General features: G+C 43.9%; 17 protein-coding genes. 13 read left to right on the forward strand and 4 right to left on the reverse strand.

Annotated elements, in window-relative coordinates; translation table 11 throughout:
• The first annotated feature begins 279 nt into the window (after positions 1 to 279).
• Both cysB and ELZ11_RS02905 read left to right on the forward strand, forming a co-directional pair.
• Positions 280 to 1,254, forward strand: a complete 975-nt coding sequence (cysB, locus tag ELZ11_RS02900; RefSeq protein ID WP_137355861.1) for an HTH-type transcriptional regulator CysB — start codon at positions 280 to 282, stop codon at positions 1,252 to 1,254.
• Positions 1,255 to 1,326: 72 nt separating this feature from the next.
• The gene (locus ELZ11_RS02905) at positions 1,327 to 2,517 is read left to right on the forward strand and encodes a methyltransferase (RefSeq protein ID WP_137355862.1); all 1,191 of its coding nucleotides are present in this window, start codon (positions 1,327 to 1,329) and stop codon (positions 2,515 to 2,517) included.
• A 49-nt stretch (positions 2,518 to 2,566) separates the two neighbouring features.
• Here the strand turns inward: ELZ11_RS02905 and ald are convergent, their stop codons facing one another.
• The gene (gene ald, locus ELZ11_RS02910) at positions 2,567 to 3,691 is read right to left on the reverse strand and encodes an alanine dehydrogenase (protein ID WP_137355863.1); all 1,125 of its coding nucleotides are present in this window, start codon (positions 3,689 to 3,691) and stop codon (positions 2,567 to 2,569) included.
• 156 nt (positions 3,692 to 3,847) lie between these two features.
• Between ald and lrp the strand changes: the two genes are divergently transcribed.
• The 6 genes from lrp (at position 3,848) to ELZ11_RS02940 (ending at position 11,579) form a co-directional block, all read left to right on the forward strand.
• The gene (lrp, locus tag ELZ11_RS02915; RefSeq protein WP_137355864.1) at positions 3,848 to 4,342 is read left to right on the forward strand and encodes a leucine-responsive transcriptional regulator Lrp; all 495 of its coding nucleotides are present in this window, start codon (positions 3,848 to 3,850) and stop codon (positions 4,340 to 4,342) included.
• 164 nt (positions 4,343 to 4,506) lie between these two features.
• Positions 4,507 to 7,551: a DNA translocase FtsK 4TM domain-containing protein gene (locus ELZ11_RS02920; protein WP_137355865.1), complete on the forward strand. Its 3,045-nt coding sequence runs from the start codon at positions 4,507 to 4,509 to the stop codon at positions 7,549 to 7,551.
• Between the two features lie 74 nt (positions 7,552 to 7,625).
• Positions 7,626 to 8,222, forward strand: coding sequence for an outer membrane lipoprotein periplasmic chaperone LolA (lolA, locus tag ELZ11_RS02925; protein ID WP_137355866.1), 597 nt, complete (start codon positions 7,626 to 7,628; stop codon positions 8,220 to 8,222).
• A gap of 10 nt (positions 8,223 to 8,232) precedes the next feature.
• Positions 8,233 to 9,582 (forward strand): replication-associated recombination protein A, encoded by a 1,350-nt coding sequence (locus tag ELZ11_RS02930; protein ID WP_137355867.1) that lies wholly within the window; start codon positions 8,233 to 8,235, stop codon positions 9,580 to 9,582.
• A gap of 143 nt (positions 9,583 to 9,725) precedes the next feature.
• Positions 9,726 to 11,033: a serine--tRNA ligase gene (serS, locus tag ELZ11_RS02935; RefSeq protein ID WP_137355868.1), complete on the forward strand. Its 1,308-nt coding sequence runs from the start codon at positions 9,726 to 9,728 to the stop codon at positions 11,031 to 11,033.
• 279 nt (positions 11,034 to 11,312) lie between these two features.
• Positions 11,313 to 11,579 carry a DksA/TraR family C4-type zinc finger protein gene (locus ELZ11_RS02940; protein WP_137355869.1) on the forward strand — a complete coding sequence of 89 codons (267 nt, stop codon included), beginning with the start codon at positions 11,313 to 11,315 and terminating at the stop codon, positions 11,577 to 11,579.
• 65 nt (positions 11,580 to 11,644) lie between these two features.
• Here the strand turns inward: ELZ11_RS02940 and bioA are convergent, their stop codons facing one another.
• Positions 11,645 to 12,922: an adenosylmethionine--8-amino-7-oxononanoate transaminase gene (gene bioA / locus ELZ11_RS02945; RefSeq protein ID WP_137355870.1), complete on the reverse strand. Its 1,278-nt coding sequence runs from the start codon at positions 12,920 to 12,922 to the stop codon at positions 11,645 to 11,647.
• Positions 12,923 to 13,087: 165 nt separating this feature from the next.
• Here bioA and bioB point away from each other — a divergent pair, with 165 nt between their 5' ends.
• From bioB to bioD, 4 genes are read left to right on the forward strand one after another with little or no spacing between them, the layout of a single operon-like run.
• Complete coding sequence (gene bioB / locus ELZ11_RS02950) at positions 13,088 to 14,140, forward strand: biotin synthase BioB (protein WP_137355871.1); 1,053 nt, start codon at positions 13,088 to 13,090, stop codon at positions 14,138 to 14,140.
• Positions 14,127 to 15,290, forward strand: a complete 1,164-nt coding sequence (gene bioF / locus ELZ11_RS02955) for an 8-amino-7-oxononanoate synthase (protein ID WP_137355872.1) — start codon at positions 14,127 to 14,129, stop codon at positions 15,288 to 15,290. Before bioB ends, bioF begins: the two co-directional genes overlap by 14 nt.
• Complete coding sequence (gene bioC / locus ELZ11_RS02960) at positions 15,290 to 16,093, forward strand: malonyl-ACP O-methyltransferase BioC (protein ID WP_137355873.1); 804 nt, start codon at positions 15,290 to 15,292, stop codon at positions 16,091 to 16,093. The genes bioF and bioC overlap by 1 nt, the downstream gene beginning before the upstream one ends.
• Complete coding sequence (gene bioD / locus ELZ11_RS02965) at positions 16,090 to 16,773, forward strand: dethiobiotin synthase (RefSeq protein WP_137355874.1); 684 nt, start codon at positions 16,090 to 16,092, stop codon at positions 16,771 to 16,773. Before bioC ends, bioD begins: the two co-directional genes overlap by 4 nt.
• 75 nt (positions 16,774 to 16,848) lie before the next feature.
• Here bioD and ELZ11_RS02970 read toward each other — a convergent pair whose 3' ends face one another.
• Entirely contained in the window at positions 16,849 to 17,064 is a 216-nt protein-coding gene (locus tag ELZ11_RS02970) for a hypothetical protein (protein WP_137355875.1), read from the reverse strand.
• A gap of 221 nt (positions 17,065 to 17,285) precedes the next feature.
• On the opposite strand from ELZ11_RS02970, the gene htpX reads away from it, so the two are divergent.
• Positions 17,286 to 18,155, forward strand: a complete 870-nt coding sequence (htpX, locus tag ELZ11_RS02975; protein WP_137355876.1) for a protease HtpX — start codon at positions 17,286 to 17,288, stop codon at positions 18,153 to 18,155.
• 268 nt (positions 18,156 to 18,423) lie between these two features.
• On the opposite strand, the gene purB is transcribed toward htpX, so the two are convergent.
• On the reverse strand, positions 18,424 to 19,794 hold the full coding sequence (purB, locus tag ELZ11_RS02980) for an adenylosuccinate lyase (protein WP_137355877.1): 1,371 nt from the start codon (positions 19,792 to 19,794) through the stop codon (positions 18,424 to 18,426).
• Positions 19,795 to 19,804: the final 10 nt, after the last annotated feature.

A 19,804-nucleotide genomic window follows, 5' to 3' on the forward strand; every position in this document is an offset into this window, starting at 1 on the left:
CCGGTCACTAGTCTGCACCAAGAAAATGCAATTAATGATTATTCACTCTCTATAGCCTTTTGATAATCAAAAAATTCAACTATTCCCTAATAATGAGGTATAGGTTGCAAAATGTCAGGCTAGGGTCGAATAACTTTTGGCCGATAGCTTCTTTATACGACGATTTCTCTGTCATTTTATTATATTAGGCGTTATAACTAATAATTATATTACATATACAGCCAGTGCTCATTTTTTGTTGCCGTTGCACTGAAAAAGTAAAGGATTACGAGGTTAAAAATGAAGTTACAACAACTGAAGTACATTGTTGAAGTCGTTAATCATAACCTGAATGTTTCAGCTACAGCAGAAAGCTTATATACCTCTCAACCGGGTATCAGTAAGCAAGTTCGTTTGTTGGAAGATGAATTAGGGATTCAAATTTTTGAGCGCAGCGGTAAGCACCTCACACAAGTGACCCAAGCGGGCGAAGATATTATCCGTATTTCTCAAGAAATACTTGCTCGCGTTGAAAGTATCAAAGCGGTAGCTGGGGAGCACACTCACCCTGAAATGGGCACACTTAATATTTCTACCACGCACACTCAAGCTCGTTACGCACTACCAGACGTGATCAAAGGTTTTACTGCTCGATACCCGAAAGTGTCTCTGCACATGCACCAAGGTACGCCGAGCCAAATGTCTGAAGCGGTTGCCAAAGGAACGGCAAATTTCGCTATCGCGACAGAAGCTCTACATTTATATCAAGATGCGATCATGCTGCCTTGTTACCACTGGAATCGTTCGATTGTTGTGACAAAAGACCACCCATTGGCGCAAAAATCTCATGTGACAATCGAAGATCTAGCGGCGTATTCACTTGTGACGTATGTTTTCGGGTTTACTGGTCGTTCAGAGCTAGATACTGCCTTCAATAAAGTTGGCTTAACTCCTCGTGTTGTCTTCACGGCGACTGATGCAGATGTGATTAAAACGTACGTTCGCATGGGGATTGGTGTTGGGGTAATTGCGAGTATGGCGATTGACCAAGAACAAGATACAGATTTGGTCGCAATTGATGCGAGCCATCTGTTTGGTGCAAGCACGACAAGTATTGGCTTCCGTCGTGGTACGTTCCTACGTTCATACATGTTCGATTTCATGGAAAGATTTGCACCACATCTGACAAAACCAGTGGTAGAGCAAGCTATTTCATTGAAATCTAATGAAGAAATAGAGGAAATGTTTAAAGATATCGAATTACCAGTGCGTTAAATCTGATATTTCTCTTTTCTTTACTTTCTATTGTGAAATCTTCCCCCTACAATCCTCGTTTTAGGGGGAAGCATGCAAACCAATTTTCTAGCCATTGACTCTTTTCTATTGTCTTACCAAGAATTTTGGAGGCAAGATCCTTTCTTTCTTTGTCAGGAAGAATCCGTCTCGTGGCAAAATACTTCTCCTCCATTAATGCAGTGGCTAGATGAACTAAGCCATCAAGATATTACCGACCTAAAGGCGCAATCTGACCGCTTAGTGACGTGCCTATCGCGTTTTTTCCCAGAGTTGAATGAAATGACAACGATGATTACCTTACCAAGGGAAAATCTTAGTGGCCTAACACTCTCAAGAAACACTAGTGTTGGCGTGCCAGGACGCAAGTTAGAACAAATCCTGGCTATGGGAGAAAGTGCTCTGTCTGATCATTATGGAAATGAGTGGTTAGAGTGGTGCTCAGGAAAGGGTTTTTTAGGTCGCATACTCGCACAGCAATCTGAGCAGAAAGTGACAAGTTTTGAATGGCAGCAAAGCTTGTGTGAGAGTGGGCAAGAGGTAGCGGATGCCCAACGTTTGAACATGCAGTTCGTCCAAGGTGATGCATTCTCTCCAAGTAGCGAACTCGTGTTTAATTCGAATCAACATGCAGTCGCATTACACGCCTGTGGTGATCTTCACGTGAAGTTACTGCAAAACAGTGTTGCTCATCAACTTCCGGCGGTCACAATATCGCCATGTTGTTATCACCTCATTCAAGACGAAAGCTATCAAGCTTTGTCATTACTTGCTCAGCAATCACAATTAGTTTTAAGCAAAGCAGACTTAAGGGTGCCCCTACAGGAAACGGTGACCGGTGGTGAGAGAGTGAAGCGTCATCGCCAACTAGAGATGACCTTCCGTTTAGGGTTTAGCGCCTTGTTAAAAGCTGAATTAGGCTTTGAAGAATACATGCCAGTACCGAGTATTAAGAAGTCTCTGCTTGACGATGGATTTCAAGCATTCTGTGAGTGGGCGGCCGCGCAAAAATCGCTTGAGCTTCCGAAAGTTGAATTCGAGCAATATCAACAACTGGGAGAGGTGATGTTTTGGAAGATGGAAAAATTCAGTTTGATTCAACAGGTTTTTAGAAGGCCGTTGGAAATCTGGTTGGCCTTGGATAAAGCGATGTACTTACAAGAGCAGGGGTACCAAGTCTCGATCTCCGAGTTTTGCGAGAAACGAGTGACCCCCAGAAATATTTTGATTCATGCCCACAAATAAAAAGAGCCAGCAAACATGCTGGCTCTTTTTTGAAACTTAATCGTAGTTCTTAGTTGAACATTGCGATTGCTTCAGCAGGATCTACGTATTCTAGGTCGAAGCTTTCAGCAACTTCTTTACAAGTTACTTTACCGTGGATAACGTTTAGACCTTCTAGGAAGCCTTTGTCTTCTAGAAGTGCTTCACGGTAACCTTTGTTCGCTAGCTTAACAATGTAAGGAAGTGTTGCATTGTTTAGTGCGAAAGTAGAAGTACGAGCAACAGCACCTGGCATGTTAGCAACACAGTAGTGAACAACATCATCAACAATGTAAGTTGGATCTGCGTGCGTTGTTGCGTGAGATGTCTCGAAACAACCACCTTGGTCGATTGCAACGTCAACAACGGCTGCGCCTGGTTTCATCTTAGCAATGTGCTCTTTTGTAACCAGTTTAGGCGCTGCTGCACCAGGGATTAGTACTGCACCAATCACTAGGTCTGCTTCTAGAACATGCTTCTCAATAGCGTCTTCCGTAGAATAAACCACTTTTGCGCGACCTTGGAATTCTTCATCCAAACGACGAAGTGTATCAACGTTACGATCTAGGATTGTAACGTCTGCACGTAGGCCAACAGCCATACGAGCCGCGTTAGCACCTACAACACCGCCACCAACAACTACTACTTTAGCTGGCTCAACGCCTGGAACACCACCTAAAAGAAGACCACGACCACCGTGAGATTTCTCTAGAGTTTGTGCACCTGCTTGAATAGACATACGTCCTGCTACTTCAGACATTGGCGCAAGTAGTGGCAAGCGACCCATATTATCTGTTACAGTCTCGTAGGCTACACAGACAGCTTTGCTCTTGATTAGCTCTTCAGTTTGTGGAAAATCTGGTGCTAGGTGCAAATAAGTAAATAATATTTGTCCTTCACGAAGCATAGCTCGCTCGACAGCTTGAGGTTCTTTAACCTTTACAATCATTTCTGCTTTCGCGAAAACGTCAGCAGCAGTAGGAAGAATGGATGCGCCTACAGCGATGTAATCATCGTCTGAAAAACCGATGCCGCTACCGGCAGTGGTTTCTACAAAAACTTGGTGACCTTGTGAGATTAGCTCTCTCACGCTAGCTGGGATCATACCAACACGATATTCGTGGTTCTTGATTTCCTTAGGTACGCCAATGATCATCCTGACTCCTTAATTTATTTTGGTTGTATTATCTATGTGTAGGGTAATTCTGTCGAATTAATATCTAGTATAGATACGTTTTTAAAAAATTTGATACTGAATATTAAAAAGTTGTAGTATATTTTTTTGCAAGGAAGTAATAAGGTGGAATAAAAAATGGCAGAGAACTATAAGAAGCCGTCCAAGGAACTAGATCGTATTGACCGCAACATTCTAAACGAGTTGCAAAAAGACGGTCGTATTTCGAACGTCGAGCTTTCAAAACGCGTAGGTTTATCACCTACACCATGTTTGGAACGTGTTCGTCGTTTGGAGCGTCAAGGTTACATCACGGGTTATACAGCATTGCTGAACCCTCAGTACCTAGATGCATCTCTATTAGTGTTTGTTGAAATAACGCTGAACCGTGGGGCTCCAGATGTATTTGAACAATTTAACACTGCGGTACAAAAGCTAGACGATATCCAAGAGTGTCATCTAGTGTCGGGTGACTTCGATTATCTTCTTAAAACACGCGTATCTGATATGGGTGCGTATCGTAAACTGCTTGGTGACACGCTACTGCGTTTACCTGGTGTGAACGACACTCGTACATACGTAGTTATGGAAGAAGTGAAACAGACCAATCAGCTGGTGATTAAAACTCGTTAATCTCAATTGATTAGTAAAAGAAAGCGGACTTAGTTTCCGCTTTCTTGCTTTCTGGAATTGGGTTTTTCAGTTTGATATGGTTAAATCAACAGTAGTGCCTTGATTGAACGAGCGGCTTTATGCCGCTCGACATGTTTTTACAGATTAGAATTATAAGTTGATTTATGTTCAAAGAGAGCAATAACAAAGTGGAAACGATCATTAAAACGAGTGAAGAGCCTCAGTCTTCTCGTTTGAATGGCGTTCAACGTTTAAAAGAGTGCTGCCTTATCCTCGGCGTTCTGTCTTCTATATTACTTGCAATCGCCTTATTTACCTTCAGCCCTGCAGACCCGTCTTGGTCGCAAACCTCGTGGGGTGGAGAAATACAAAATGCTGGTGGCCATATAGGGGCATGGCTAGCAGACACCCTGTTTTTTACATTTGGCTCTTTAGCGTACCCATTGCCAATTTTAGTCACGATAGCGGCGTGGGTGCTATTCCGTAAGCGCGATGAAAATGAGCCACTTGATTTCATGTTGTGGGGCACTAGGTTGCTTGGCCTCATTATCTTGATTTTAACCAGCTGCGGTTTAGCTGATATCAACTTTGACGATATCTGGTACTTCTCGTCTGGTGGTGTCGTTGGCGACGTGATTACTAGTCTAGCCTTACCGACATTAAATATCCTAGGTAGCACGCTTGTTCTGCTATTTTTATGGGGAGCTGGCTTTACACTGTTAACCGGTATTTCTTGGTTAAGTATGGTTGAGTGGCTTGGTGAAGCCGCCATACGTTTATTCACACTGCTATTGAATAGAGTTCGAGGTGAAGACAAAGAAGTCTTAGAGCCTCAATTAAAAGATATTGAAGAGCCAGAGTTGAATTACTCGTCTCCAGACGCTGCTGAAAATGAAATTCAAGACACTGTCGAATTCGTCGCTGAGCCGCTCGTAGAGCCGGAACCTGAAATTGTAGCGCCTAGCGTAGTGCCTGAGAAACCTAAGACTCGTCATTACAATATCCATATGCCAGAACCGACACCAGTTCCGTCTATTTCGGTTGAAGATGACGAACCTGTAATTGAACGTTCTAAGCAGTTGAATGCAACAATTGAAGAACTTGAACATGCCGCTATCTATGACAACGATCTGGCAGAACAAGATAATGCAGAGTCGGCAGAACTATATCAGCAATACATTGAAGAAGAATCTGTAAAACCAACTTTCGAGCCAGAGCTACCTTCAGTTCCGGACGTTGCTGAAGAGTTAGAGCCCGCTATTGAGCAACGTATAGATGAAGTTCAATACACAGAAAGTACAGATGAACAATTCATCGTTGAAGACGACTTCACGCAACCAACTATCTCTGATAGCGGACTTGAGCAGATTATCAGTGACAGTGGATCCACGACTCAGCAAGTAGAGCCTATTATATCTTCAATTGACGTTGCAGAACTGCCGAGTCAAGAAACGCAAGAGCTTGTTAACGAGGCTGTTGATGAGCATCTTGGGGTGTCCGTTGAGGAGACTACCCCAGTGTCAAACGTACCTGACGAACAAACCCCAATAGATTTACCATGGGAAGAAGTTACTTCGGAATCAATAGAGCAGGAAAACCAACACGCCGATGATGATGTGGCAGCTTTCCAAAGCTTAGTGTCTGAAGCTCAAGCGAATATGGCGGCAACGCAAAACCCGTTCTTGATGCAAAATGAACCTAATTTGCCTAAACCTACGGAGCCTCTACCAACACTTGAACTACTGTTCCACCCGGAAAAGCGTGAAACCTTCATCGACCGTGAAGCATTGGAAGATATCGCTCGCTTAGTTGAGTCAAAATTGGCGGACTACAAAATTAAGGCTGAAGTGGTCGATATCTTCCCTGGGCCTGTGATTACTCGTTTTGAACTAGATTTAGCCCCGGGCGTAAAAGTAAGTCGTATATCTGGTCTTTCAATGGACTTAGCACGTTCATTGTCAGCAATGGCTGTACGTGTTGTGGAAGTTATTCCGGGTAAGCCATATGTTGGCCTCGAATTGCCAAATATGAGCCGCCAAACGGTATTTTTCTCTGATGTAGTTGGTAGTCCTCAATTCCAAGATGCGACTTCACCAACAACGGTAGTGTTAGGTCAAGATATCGCGGGCGAAGCAGTTATTGCCGATCTGGCGAAAATGCCGCACGTACTTGTTGCTGGTACTACTGGTTCTGGTAAGTCGGTTGGCGTGAACGTTATGATTCTGAGTATGCTTTACAAAGCCTCTCCAGAAGAAGTTCGCTTCATCATGATTGACCCTAAGATGCTTGAACTATCAGTTTATGAGGGCATCCCACACCTGCTTTCTGAAGTTGTAACAGATATGAAAGATGCCTCGAATGCGTTGCGTTGGTGTGTCGGAGAAATGGAACGTCGTTACAAGCTGATGTCTGCACTTGGTGTACGTAATATCAAAGGTTATAACGATAAACTGAAAATGGCCGCAGAAGCGGGGCACCCAATTCACGATCCTCTTTGGAAAGAAGGGGATAGTATGGATGCCGAAGCACCTTTGTTAGAAAACTTGCCTTACATTGTTGTGATCGTTGATGAATTTGCTGATTTGATCATGGTTGTAGGTAAGAAAGTAGAAGAGTTGATTGCACGACTCGCGCAAAAAGCACGTGCAGCAGGTATTCACTTGATCCTTGCTACTCAGCGCCCTTCAGTAGACGTTATCACTGGTTTGATTAAAGCGAATATTCCAACTCGTGTGGCATTTACAGTTTCAACCAAAACAGACTCGCGCACTATTCTCGATCAAGGTGGTGCGGAGTCTTTGTTAGGTATGGGTGATATGTTGTACTTACCTCCAGGTTCAAGTCATACCATTCGTGTTCATGGTGCGTTTGCTTCGGATGATGATGTACACGCGGTTGTAAATAACTGGAAAGCGCGTGGAAAACCAAACTACATCGATGAAATTACCAACGGTGAACAAACTCCGGAAACATTACTTCCTGGTGAAAAAATGGAAGGCGATGAAGATATGGATCCGTTGTTTGACCAAGTGGTAGAGCACGTTGTGCACTCTAGAAGAGGGTCGGTTTCAGGTGTTCAGCGTCGATTCAAAATTGGTTATAACCGAGCTGCACGTATTGTCGAACAACTCGAAGCTCAAGGTATTGTGAGTGCACCGGGTCACAACGGTAATCGAGAAGTATTAGCCCCAGCGCCTCCGAAAGAGTAATCACTGGGAACTAGTTAAAATTTGATAAGTCCAACATTACTCAAATGAGCTTATCGTATTAAGTAGGAATATTAATGAAGAAGTATTTGGCACTTTTGTTTATGAGTTTTTCTGTTTTCGCGACTCCAAAAGAAGAACTTAGTAACCGTCTTGCATTAAATGAAGGTTTTAGTGCCCAGTTTGATCAGTTAGTCACCAGCCCGGATGGTGAAGTGGTGATGGAAGGTGAAGGTACCGTTGAAATAGCAAGACCAAGCCTATTTCGTTGGAATAGTACATTTCCAGATGAAAACTTATTGGTTTCAGATGGAGAAAGTCTTTGGTACTACAACCCTTTCATTGAGCAAGTAAGTATTTACTGGCAGGAGCAAGCGGCAGCCCAAACACCTTTTGTCTTGCTAACTCGCAACCAGCAAAGTGACTGGGATAACTACTCGGTAACTCAGCAAGGCGATAAGTTTGTATTGTTACCGACGGCCAAAGATTCAAATCAAGGTCAGTTCGAGATCTTGATCAATGAAAAAGGGATGATCCAAGGTTTTAATGTTGTCGAGCAAGATGGGCAAATCGGCGAATTTAAATTTAAGAACGTGAGCTTGCAAACTCCGAAAGCAGAACGTTTTACGTTTGATATTCCAGACGGTGTGGAAGTCGACGACCAAAGAAATTGAGAGAGAATAAGTGAGCAACTACAGCTTAGACTTTTCAGGGGACGAAGATTTTCGTCCCCTTGCTGCTCGTATGAGGCCAGAAACGGTTGAGCAGTATATTGGACAGCAGCATATTTTAGGGCCCGGTAAACCTTTGCGTCGAGCGCTTGAGGCGGGCCATATCCACTCAATGATCTTATGGGGCCCCCCTGGTACCGGTAAGACGACTCTAGCGGAAGTGGCAGCAAATTATGCTAATGCAGAAGTGGAGCGCGTCTCAGCGGTCACGTCTGGTGTCAAAGACATTCGAATTGCTATCGACAAGGCTCGTGAAAACAAACAAGCAGGCCGTCGTACCATTTTATTTGTGGACGAAGTCCATCGATTCAATAAAAGTCAGCAAGATGCTTTTCTTCCGCATATAGAAGATGGCACCGTCACGTTTATAGGGGCCACTACAGAGAACCCTTCATTTGAGTTAAATAACGCTCTGCTTTCTCGGGCTAGGGTTTATAAGTTGACGTCCCTTGATACACAGGATATTGCCTGTGTGATCCGCCAAGCGATTGATGATAAAGAGCGTGGTTTGGGGCAAGTAGAAGCAGAATTCGCAGATAACGTTTTAGATCGTTTAGCAGAACTGGTAAACGGTGACGCGAGAATGTCGCTGAACTATTTAGAGCTTCTGTACGACATGGCGGAAGATGATATTCAGGGCACCAAGCAAATTACGTTGAAATTGCTCGCTGAAGTTGCGGGAGAAAAAGTGGCGCGTTTTGATAATAAGGGCGATATTTGGTACGACCTTATTTCAGCAGTACATAAATCAATTCGTGGCTCAAACCCTGATGCCGCCTTGTATTGGTCGGCTCGAATGATCGCGGCAGGTTGTGATCCTTTGTATATTGCACGGCGTTTACTGGCAATAGCTTCTGAAGATATCGGCAATGCTGACCCAAGAGCAATGCAAGTTGCTTTGTCCGCATGGGATTGTTTTGCTCGAGTAGGGCCTGCGGAAGGGGAGCGAGCGATTGCTCAAGCGATCGTATATTTGGCTTGTGCGCCGAAAAGCAATTCAGTGTATACCGCGTGGAAACAAGCGTTAAGAGATGCGCATAACTTACCAGAATACGAAGTACCGGTTCACTTGCGTAATGCGCCGACAAGTTTGATGAAAGACATGGGCTACGGACAAGAGTATCGATATGCGCATGATGAGCCTGGCGCGTATGCGGCTGGCGAAAAATACTTACCTCCGGAAATGGGTTCGACACAGTACTATTTTCCATCAAAACGAGGCTTAGAGAGCAAAATTGGCGAGAAGTTAGATTATCTAGCAGATTTAGACGCAAAAAGCCTACAAAAGCGCTATGAAAACTAGCCTTTTTTGGATATCTTTACTCTGTCAATATATTCAGATTAAATTGCCAAAAATTGGTTGAATAACCATCACTTTTGGCGGTTTAGTAGTAATTCAGTGGTCAATCTACTGAATATTCAAATAACTAAAGCATAGGATTAGCAATGCTGGATTCTAAATTACTTCGAGCTGAGCTGGATGAAACAGCAGCAAAATTAGCACGTCGAGGCTTCACTCTTGACGTAGAGACAATTCGTGAACTTGAAGAAAAACGTAAGTCCCTTCAGATTAAAACTGAAGAACTGCAAGCGTTACGTAACTCTCGCTCGAAGTCCATTGGTCAAGCGAAAGCAAAAGGCGACCATGAAGAAGCAGAGCGTATCCTTGCTGAAGTAGGTAACTTAGGTTCTGAACTAGATGAAGCGAAAAAAGCACTTGCTGAACTTCAATCTCAACTAGATGAAGTAACACTGTCAGTTCCAAACTTACCGGATGATTCTGTTCCAAACGGTAAGAACGAAGATGAGAACGTAGAAATTTCTCGTTGGGGTGAGCCAAAAACTTACGACTTCGAAGTAAAAGATCACGTTGATCTTGGTGAAATGTCTGGCGGCTTAGACTTCGCTAGCGCAGTTAAGATCTCAGGTTCTCGTTTTATCGTTATGAAAGGCAAATTTGCTCGTCTGCACCGTGCAATTGCTCAGTTCATGCTGGATCTTCACACTGATGAGCACGGCTATACAGAAATGTATGTTCCGTACCTAGTGAACCCTGACAGCTTATTCGGTACTGGCCAGCTTCCTAAATTCGGTGAAGACTTGTTCCATACTAGCCCTCTAACTGAGCAAGTAAGTGATGTTCCACTTAAGAAATTATCACTGATTCCTACTGCTGAAGTACCAGTCACGAACATGGTTCGCGATACCATCAGCGATGAAGCTGATCTGCCAATTAAGATGACGGCACATACTCCATGTTTCCGTTCTGAAGCTGGCTCTTACGGTCGTGACACTCGCGGTCTGATTCGTATGCACCAGTTCGATAAAGTTGAGCTTGTACAGATCACCAAACCAGAAGATTCAATGGCTGCTCTAGAAGAGCTGACGGGTCACGCTGAGAAAGTTCTACAAATGCTAGAGCTTCCTTACCGTAAAGTTATCCTTTGTACTGGCGACATGGGCTTCGGTGCTGCGAAAACTTACGACTTAGAAGTATGGGTTCCAGCTCAAGAAACTTACCGTGAAATTTCATCTTGTTCGAACATGTGGGATTTCCAAGCTCGTCGTATGCAAGCACGCTTCCGTCGTAAAGGCGAGAAAAAGCCTGAACTTGTGCACACACTAAATGGTTCTGGTCTAGCGGTTGGCCGTACTATGGTTGCTATCCTTGAAAACAACCAAGAAGCTGATGGTCGTATCGCGATTCCAACCGTACTGCAGAAGTACATGGGTGGCGAAACTCATATCGGCTAATTGCCAAAAATTTAATACTAAGCCCAGCTATCTAGCTGGGCTTTTTTGTGTGCTGAGGTAAGTATATTATTACGCATGTGTAACAGTGTTTTGGCTTTTACGTTGATTATCATTTTATATAAGAGGTATATAATTCACCCATCGATTTAGAAGCTCAAAGGCTCGCCAATAATGGTTACGATGATGGCGCAGTGAGCATTATGTACATATTGGCTTAAACGGCAGCTTCTAATAATAGTCGTGTACAGATTTTCTCAAATAGACCATTGAGGAGGACTTATGGCTGTAGGATGGGCCGGCGACGATAGTGTGAGCCAGCAAATTCAAAATACAATTGAAGATGAAATATCGAGAGTGAGAGGCAACTTTAATCGCGGTGCAAGTGCGCATACGTGTGATGAGTGTGGGGACATAATCCCAGAAGCAAGACGTATGGCTATCCAAGGTGTGCGTTTGTGCATTGATTGCCAATCGTTACAAGAGCACGCTTCTCATAGACAAGCATTGTTTAACCGCAGAGCAAGTAAAGATAGTCAGCTCAGATAATGGATTACAGAAATAAAGCGGTTTGAAGCTGAGGTTTCAAACCGCTATTCTAATTTACCAAAGGCTTATGCGAAACAGTCTTTACTTTCTAATGCGCTTTGAATTGCAAGTACAAGTTTTTCTATGTGTTGTGGCTGGCTAATAAACGGAGGCATCATATAAATGAGTTTACCAAATGGTCTAATCCAAACCCCTTGTTCAACAAACTTTGCTTGAATGACTTCCATATTCACAGGGGAGTGGGTCTCGACGACGCCAATCGCGCCTAGCCAACGTACATCTTTTACATTTTTATATTCAAGCAACCTTGGTAGTTGCTGAGAAAACTGTTCTTGGATAGCTAGGGTTTGTTGCTGCCATTCACCGTTTTCTATCAACTCCAAGCTTGCTGTGGCGACGGCGCACGCTAATGGGTTCGCCATGAAAGTTGGGCCATGCATGAAGCAACCGGCTTCTCCTCCGCACACTGTATCAGCGACGTCTTTAGAGGCTAAAGTGGCAGACAAAGTCATATACCCGCCAGTTAACGCTTTACCGACGCACAAAATATCAGGTTCAACCTCCGAGTGCTCACAAGCAAATAGCTTACCAGTACGGCCAAACCCCGTAGCGATTTCGTCCAGAATCAGTAGCACATTGTACTTATCACATAGTGCTCTTACTTGTTTAAGGAACTCTGGATGATAGATCCTCATTCCTCCGGCCCCTTGGACGATAGGCTCCAAAATAACTGCGGCGACATCTTGATGGTGAGACGATATTTTTTCTTCGAAATCAGAGATATCGCTTGGATCCCACTCTTGCCAGTAACCTGTTTGGGGGGACTTTGCAAATATATGCTCGGGTAAGAAGCCTTTGTACAAGCTATGCATGGAGTTATCTGGATCAGTGACAGACATAGCGGCAAACGTATCGCCGTGGTAACCATCTCGAAGTGTCAGAAATTTGGACCGCGGTTGACCTTTGGCATGCCAGTATTGCAATGCCATTTTTAAGCTAACTTCAACGGCAACAGAGCCGGAATCTGCTAAGAAAACATGTTCAAGATTACTAGGTGCCAAACCTAGCAGTTTCTTACATAAATTGATCGCTGGTTCATGGGTGATGCCGCCAAACATAACATGAGACATCTTATCGATTTGTCCGTGAGCTGCAGCGTTTAAGTGTGGGTGATTGTAGCCATGAATGGTGGACCACCATGATGACATCCCGTCGATTATCCGAGTTCCATCTTCTAATTGAAGGTGAACGCCTTCAGCTTGAGTGACTGGGTAGCAGGTCAGAGGTGTTAGTGTTGATGTGTAAGGATGCCAGATGTGCTGGCGATCAAAGGCGAGATCCATTGCAACTTCCAATTTAGTTGTGGTTGAAAATCAACCAGATGTAAACTTTTAATATTCTCAATATGTTGACAGTCTAAAGCTTGTCGGTAGACTATCCAAGCATAAATGTAGGCAAGTACAGTAAAGCTTGTTTCTATACCAAAAAATAAAGATAAGGAACGACACGTGGAAGTTCGTCATGACTGGACAGTAGCTGAAGTAAGAGCATTGCTTGATAAACCATTTATGGATTTGATGTTTGAAGCTCAGCTTGTACACCGCCAATATCAGCAACACAACCATGTACAAGTCAGTACATTACTTTCAATCAAGACAGGTGCATGCCCTGAAGATTGTAAATACTGCCCACAGAGCGCACACTACCGAACCGATGTCGACAAAGAACGTTTGATGGAAGTTGAGCGAGTATTGGATGCTGCACAAAAAGCTAAGGATGCAGGCTCAACTCGTTTTTGCATGGGCGCTGCATGGAAGAACCCAAAAGAACGTGATATGCCGCACCTGACAGAAATGATCAAAGGCGTAAAAGGTATGGGTTTAGAAACCTGTATGACGTTAGGCATGCTTACACCGGAGCAAGCCGGTGAATTGTCTGACGCCGGCTTGGACTACTACAACCATAACTTGGACACCTCGCCTGAGTTTTATGGCAGCATCATTACTACTCGTACTTACCAAGACCGCCTAGATACTCTTTCGCACGTTCGTGATGCGGGCATGAAGATCTGTTCAGGTGGCATTATCGGTATGGGTGAAAGTACTAATGACCGTGCGGGCTTGCTTGTCGAACTGGCGAACTTGCCTGTGCATCCTGAAAGTGTGCCGATTAATATGCTGGTAAAAGTAAAAGGTACACCAATGGAAAACGTTGATGATGTTGAATCGTTCGATTTCATCAAGCTTATCGCTATAGCGCGCATCATGATGCCAAAATCAGCGGTACGTCTATCTGCTGGTCGTGAAAATATGAATGAGCAAATGCAGGCTATGTGTTTCATGGCTGGCGCGAACTCAATCTTCTACGGCTGCAAGCTTCTTACCACGCCAAACCCAGATGAAGATACGGATATGCAGCTTTTCAAAAAGCTAGGTATCAATAGCCAAGAAGTGGCTCAAAAGCCAGATGAAATTCAAGAGAACGAATTGTTAGATCAAGTAGTAGAACGTGTCGCGGCTCGTCCTACGAAAAATGACATGTTCTACGATGCCAGCGTTTAAGACCCGTATTAATCAAGCCCTTGAAAGCCGCAAAGCACAAGGGCTTACTCGTGTACTTAAACCGCTTGAACATTCGAATCAAGCTATTCTTGTGGATGAAGGTAAGTCGTATGTCAATTTTTCAAGTAATGATTATTTGGGGTTGGCGAGCGACAAAGAGCTAGTAAGTGCATGGCAGCAGGGACTCGATATCTATGGAGTAGGGAGCGGCGCTTCCCCTCTTGTGTCTGGTTTTAGCCGAGCGCATCAGAACTTAGAGGCTAGCCTATGTGAATGGTTGGGCTTCGAACGGGCCATTTTGTTCAATTCTGGATTTAGTGCTAATCAAGCACTGATTTTTTCATTGTTAGAGAAGCAAGATACTCTGGTTCAAGACAAACTGAATCATGCGTCGTTAATGGAAGCGGGGATTAACTCTCCAGCCTCAATGAAGCGCTTTAAACACAATGATGCTCAGCATTTGGCAAAAATCCTGAGTAATTCTAGCGATGCACTTGTGGTTACCGAAGGCGTGTTCAGCATGGATGGAGATAAAGCGCCTTTATCCAACATTGCGGAACAGTGCCAAATACACGATGCATGGCTCGTCGTAGACGATGCGCATGGTATAGGGGTCCTTGGCGAAGATGGTGCGGGGAGCTGCGGCCAAGCTGCAGTTAAGCCTGATTTATTAATCGTGACTTTTGGAAAAGCCTTTGGCTTATCTGGGGCTGCAATTCTATGTTCTTCGGAAGTTGGTGACTACTTAACTCAGTTTGCTCGTCATCATGTTTACTCAACCGCGATGCCGCCTTCTCAAGCCCATGCATTGACTCATGCTTGTCAAATGATCCAAACACAGCAGTGGCGCAGGGATAAACTTGCTGAATTACAACTTGCTTACCAGGCATCGCTGTGTGATTTGAAAGGGTACGTTGACACTCAAACGCCAATCAAACCGTTTGTTTGTGGGGAGTCGCACATAGCGCTAGCACTGGCGGAAAAGTTGAAGCAACAACAGCTTTGGACGACGGCTATTCGCCCACCTACGGTACCTAATGGAAGCGCAAGGCTGCGAATCACGCTTACTGCAAATCATTCACTCGAACAGGTTAATCGCTTGGGTAAGGTTATTCGTCAGGCTGTCGAATCTGATATAGGAAATCGCTAATGACACAAGAAGTAATAGTGGAAAGCTATAGTGTTGTCGATAAGGCTGCGATTGCTGAGGCCTTTGGCAAGGCGGCGCATTCTTATGATAAGCATGCTCAATTTCAGCGAGATGTAGGCCACCAACTATTGGATAAGCTGCCCCAAGATTTGTCTGGTTACTCAGTTTTGGATTTAGGGTGCGGCACAGGTTATTTTTCAAAGCAACTCGCTCTGCGCGGAGCGATAGTGACTTGCGCAGACCTATCGGTTGGAATGCTACAGCAGGCGAAAATTTGTTGTGGCGAGCTCGTCAAGGATTATCAAGTAGCTGATGCTGAGCAACTGCCTTTCGAATCCAATACTTTTGATTTTGTATTTACCAGTTTGGCACTTCAGTGGTGTGAGGATTTGTCTTACCCATTGAGGGAGATGAAACGTGTGACCAAAATGGGAGGTAAGTTGGCTTTTTCAACTTTGCTCGATGGTTCGCTGCGTGAATTGGAAAAATCATGGAGCAGAATTGACTCATATCAACACGTAAATCAATTTATTTCATCCAATCAGGTAAAAATTGCGTTAGCTCAAGCAAGCTGTAGCAGTCATCAACTAGACTTGCCCTCCATCACCGTTTGGTATGACACAGCTTTTGAATTAATGCGCGACCTTAAAGGTATCGGCGCTAACCACGTAAGTGGTCGCTCACAAGGTTTGACCAGTCGACGTATGTTACGCCTGGTCGAAAATGAATATCGAAAGTTCCAAAACCATCAAGGTTTCTTACCAGCAACATATCAAGTTTGTTTAGGGGTTGTTCAATTATGATTGATGCATTATTTATTGCAGGTACGGATACCGAAGTTGGAAAAACAGTGGTTTCAAAAGCTATTTTGCAAGCATTTGCCGCTGAAAAATTATCAACTATTGGCTATAAGCCAGTAGCTGCAGGCTGTGAAGAAACAGCCGAAGGTTTACGTAATTCAGATGCGTTACATCTACAAGAAGCCGCAACGAATGACATTGCTTATCACGATGTGAATCCATACGCTTTGTTGCTTCCAGCATCGCCGCATATTGCTGCAAAGCATGACAATGTTGTTATCGAAGATTCAGTTCTCAGCGATAAGTTAGCGCAGCACAAAGAGTCTTCAGATATCGTTTTAGTCGAGGGTGCTGGTGGATGGCGTGTTCCGGTATCGGATTCAGACTGTTTATCTTCTTGGGTAAAGCAAGAGCAGTTACCGGTAGTATTGACGGTTGGAATTAAGCTGGGCTGTCTGAGCCATGCGCTTTTAACCGCAGAAGCAATCAGAGCGGATGGACTAAACCTAGTTGGTTGGGTGGCAAACCGAATTAATCCAGGGACCGAACACTACTCCGATATCATTGCAATGCTAGAAGACAAAATGGGGGCACCTAAGCTGGGTGAGATCCCTTACGTACCAAAAGCGAAGTCAAAAAATATTGGTCAGTATATTGATGTGTCACCAATCTTAGCTTTGTAGCTTGGTGATGATGTAGCTTTGTTTGAAATGACAAAGCGTTAGAAATGAAAAAGGGCTGCGATTGCAGCCCTTTTGTTATTTGTCTTTTGTTAAACCCATTAGCGCTTGTTGAGTTTCGCTAATCTGAGTTTGGATATCCGGTTGCGGTTGGATACCAATTTGCTTTCTAGCTTCTTCTTCTGAGATGCCTAAGTGACAGCAAAGTAAGTCGATAGCCATTTGGAAGTTACTACCTTCAGCCATGATCCTTTCCTTTTGTTGCATGGACGTGCCATCTAATATCTGAGACATAATCTAGAGCTTTTATTAGAGCTACTCAATACGACTTAAGTCTAAGACTGCAAAAAGTGTGTAGACTGTGAACAGTAGAAATCAAATGTTTCAATTTAAGACTTAACCTTGTTTTCTAAATCTTAGACTATATGTATAAGTAATAAATACTTGAAGAGTGCAGGTTTAAGGATGACTTAAACTCTTTATATAACAATAAGCTTCCAGTGCGGAGAAATGTAATGAAGCGAGTAATGTTGTTCCTAGCGACGAACTTGGCCGTTGTTTTAGTGCTAAGTGTTGTTTTGAATGTGATAAGTGCCATCTTTGGAATCCAATTAGGCGGCGGTAGTACGTCTGGGATTCTATTAATGGCTGTTGTATTTGGTTTTGGTGGTTCTTTCATTTCACTGATGATGTCAAAGGGGATGGCATTACGTTCAGTAGGTGGAGTGGTAATTGAGAATCCACGTAACGAAACAGAACATTGGTTAATGGAAACGGTGAGCCGTCAAGCTCAGCAAGTTGGTATTGGTATGCCAACGGTAGCCATTTACGACGCGCCGGATATTAATGCGTTTGCAACAGGTGCGAAGCGTGATGATTCTCTAGTCGCAGTTTCAACGGGTTTGTTACATAACATGACTCGTGATGAGGCTGAGGCGGTTTTAGCTCACGAAGTTAGCCACATTGCGAACGGTGATATGATCACTATGACTTTGATGCAAGGCGTTGTGAACACGTTTGTTATCTTCTTATCTCGTTTCATTGCCAATATTGTGGCATCAAATGATAACGAAGAAGAAGGCGGCAGCAACATGATGGTCTACTTTGGTGTATCGATTGTTCTTGAACTAGTATTTGGCTTCCTAGCGAGCTTTATTACTATGTGGTATAGCCGCCATCGTGAGTTCCATGCTGACGCCGGAGCCGCAAGACTTGTTGGCAAAGAAAAGATGATTGCAGCGCTTGAGCGCTTAAAGATAAGTCACGAGCCACAACTCGAAGGTTCAATGATGGCATTTGGTATCAATGGTAAGCGCACTATGACTGAGCTGCTGATGAGCCACCCACCATTAGACAAGCGTATTAACTCACTACGCAATCTATAATAATATGGTTTATGCAAAAAGGCTTGGTTAGTACCAAGCCTTTTTTGATCTATGCACTAAGAGTTTTTTGATAAGACGTATATGCGCGAGATAGAGATAGGTCTATTGGCTGAATTTGGAATCATCTTGTGAAGAGTCGGATATCTCATATATTGTTAAAACTGCAATCTTTTAGGGATGAGACTAGACCTAAAGAACTAGTAGTTCGGATGTGGTGAAAACAAAAAAGGCTTCCTGGTGGAAGCCTTTTGTAATCGTAAATTACTAACTACAGTTTGTCAGTCAGCTCGATTGCTTGGCCGATGTAATTAGCTGGCGTCATCTCTTTTAGACGAGCTTTTTCTTCCGCTGGGATTTCTAGGCCATCGATGAATGCGCGCATGCCTTCGCCATCTACACGTTTACCACGAGTTAGCTCTTTAAGCTTCTCGTATGGCTTTTCGATGCCGTAACGGCGCATAACTGTTTGTACTGGCTCAGCTAGAACTTCCCAGTTTTGGTCTAGTTCAGCAAGTAGCGCTTCGCGGTTTACTTCTAGTTTGCTAATGCCCTTCAGAGTCGAAGTGTATGCAATGATTGCGTAGCCAACACCAACACCTAGGTTACGAAGAACTGTTGAGTCAGTTAGGTCACGTTGCCAGCGAGAAACAGGTAGCTTCTGAGCTAAGTGGCTAAATACCGCATTTGCTAGACCAAGGTTACCTTCAGAGTTTTCGAAGTCAATTGGGTTAACTTTGTGTGGCATTGTTGATGAACCGATCTCACCAGCAATTGTCTTCTGCTTGAAGTGACCAAGAGCGATGTAGCCCCAAACGTCACGGTCGAAGTCTAGAAGGATAGTGTTGAAACGTGCAACCGCGTCGAACAATTCAGCGATGTAATCGTGTGGTTCGATTTGAGTTGTGTAAGGGTTCCAAGTTACGCCAAGAGATTCAGTGATGAACTCTTCGCTAAATTGGTGCCAATCAACTTCAGGGTATGCAGATAGGTGAGCGTTGTAGTTGCCCACTGCGCCGTTGATTTTTGCTAGAATTTCAACGTTTGCAATTTGCTTGTATTGACGCTCCATACGGTACGCAACGTTCGCCATTTCTTTACCCATAGTAGATGGAGAAGCTGGCTGACCGTGTGTACGAGACAGAAGTGGGATATCGCGGTATTCAACGGCAAGTGCTTTGATAGCGTCGATGATGTTTTTGATTTCAGGAAGAATCACTTCGTCACGTGCTTCTTTAAGCATTAGAGCGTGAGACGTGTTGTTGATGTCTTCTGAAGTACAGGCAAAGTGAATGAACTCATTTACTGCATCAAGTTCAGCAACACCAGCTACTTTCTCTTTAAGAAAGTACTCAACCGCTTTAACGTCGTGGTTAGTGGTGCGCTCGATCTCTTTGATGCGAGCTGCGTCTTCTTCAGAGAAGTTTGCTGCAAGTTCATCAAGGAACTGGTTAGCTTCTGCACTGAATGCTGGTACTTCTTTGATTGCATCTGTTGCTGCAAGCTTTTGTAACCAACGAATTTCAACGATAGAGCGGTACTTTAGTAGGCCAAACTCACTAAAGATGCTGCGTAATGCAATTGTCTTACTTCCGTAACGGCCGTCTACTGGTGAAACAGCAGTCAATGCTGACAGTTCCATGGTGTTCTCC

The organism is Vibrio profundi, assembly GCF_005281835.1.
GTDB lineage: Bacteria > Pseudomonadota > Gammaproteobacteria > Enterobacterales > Vibrionaceae > Vibrio > Vibrio profundi.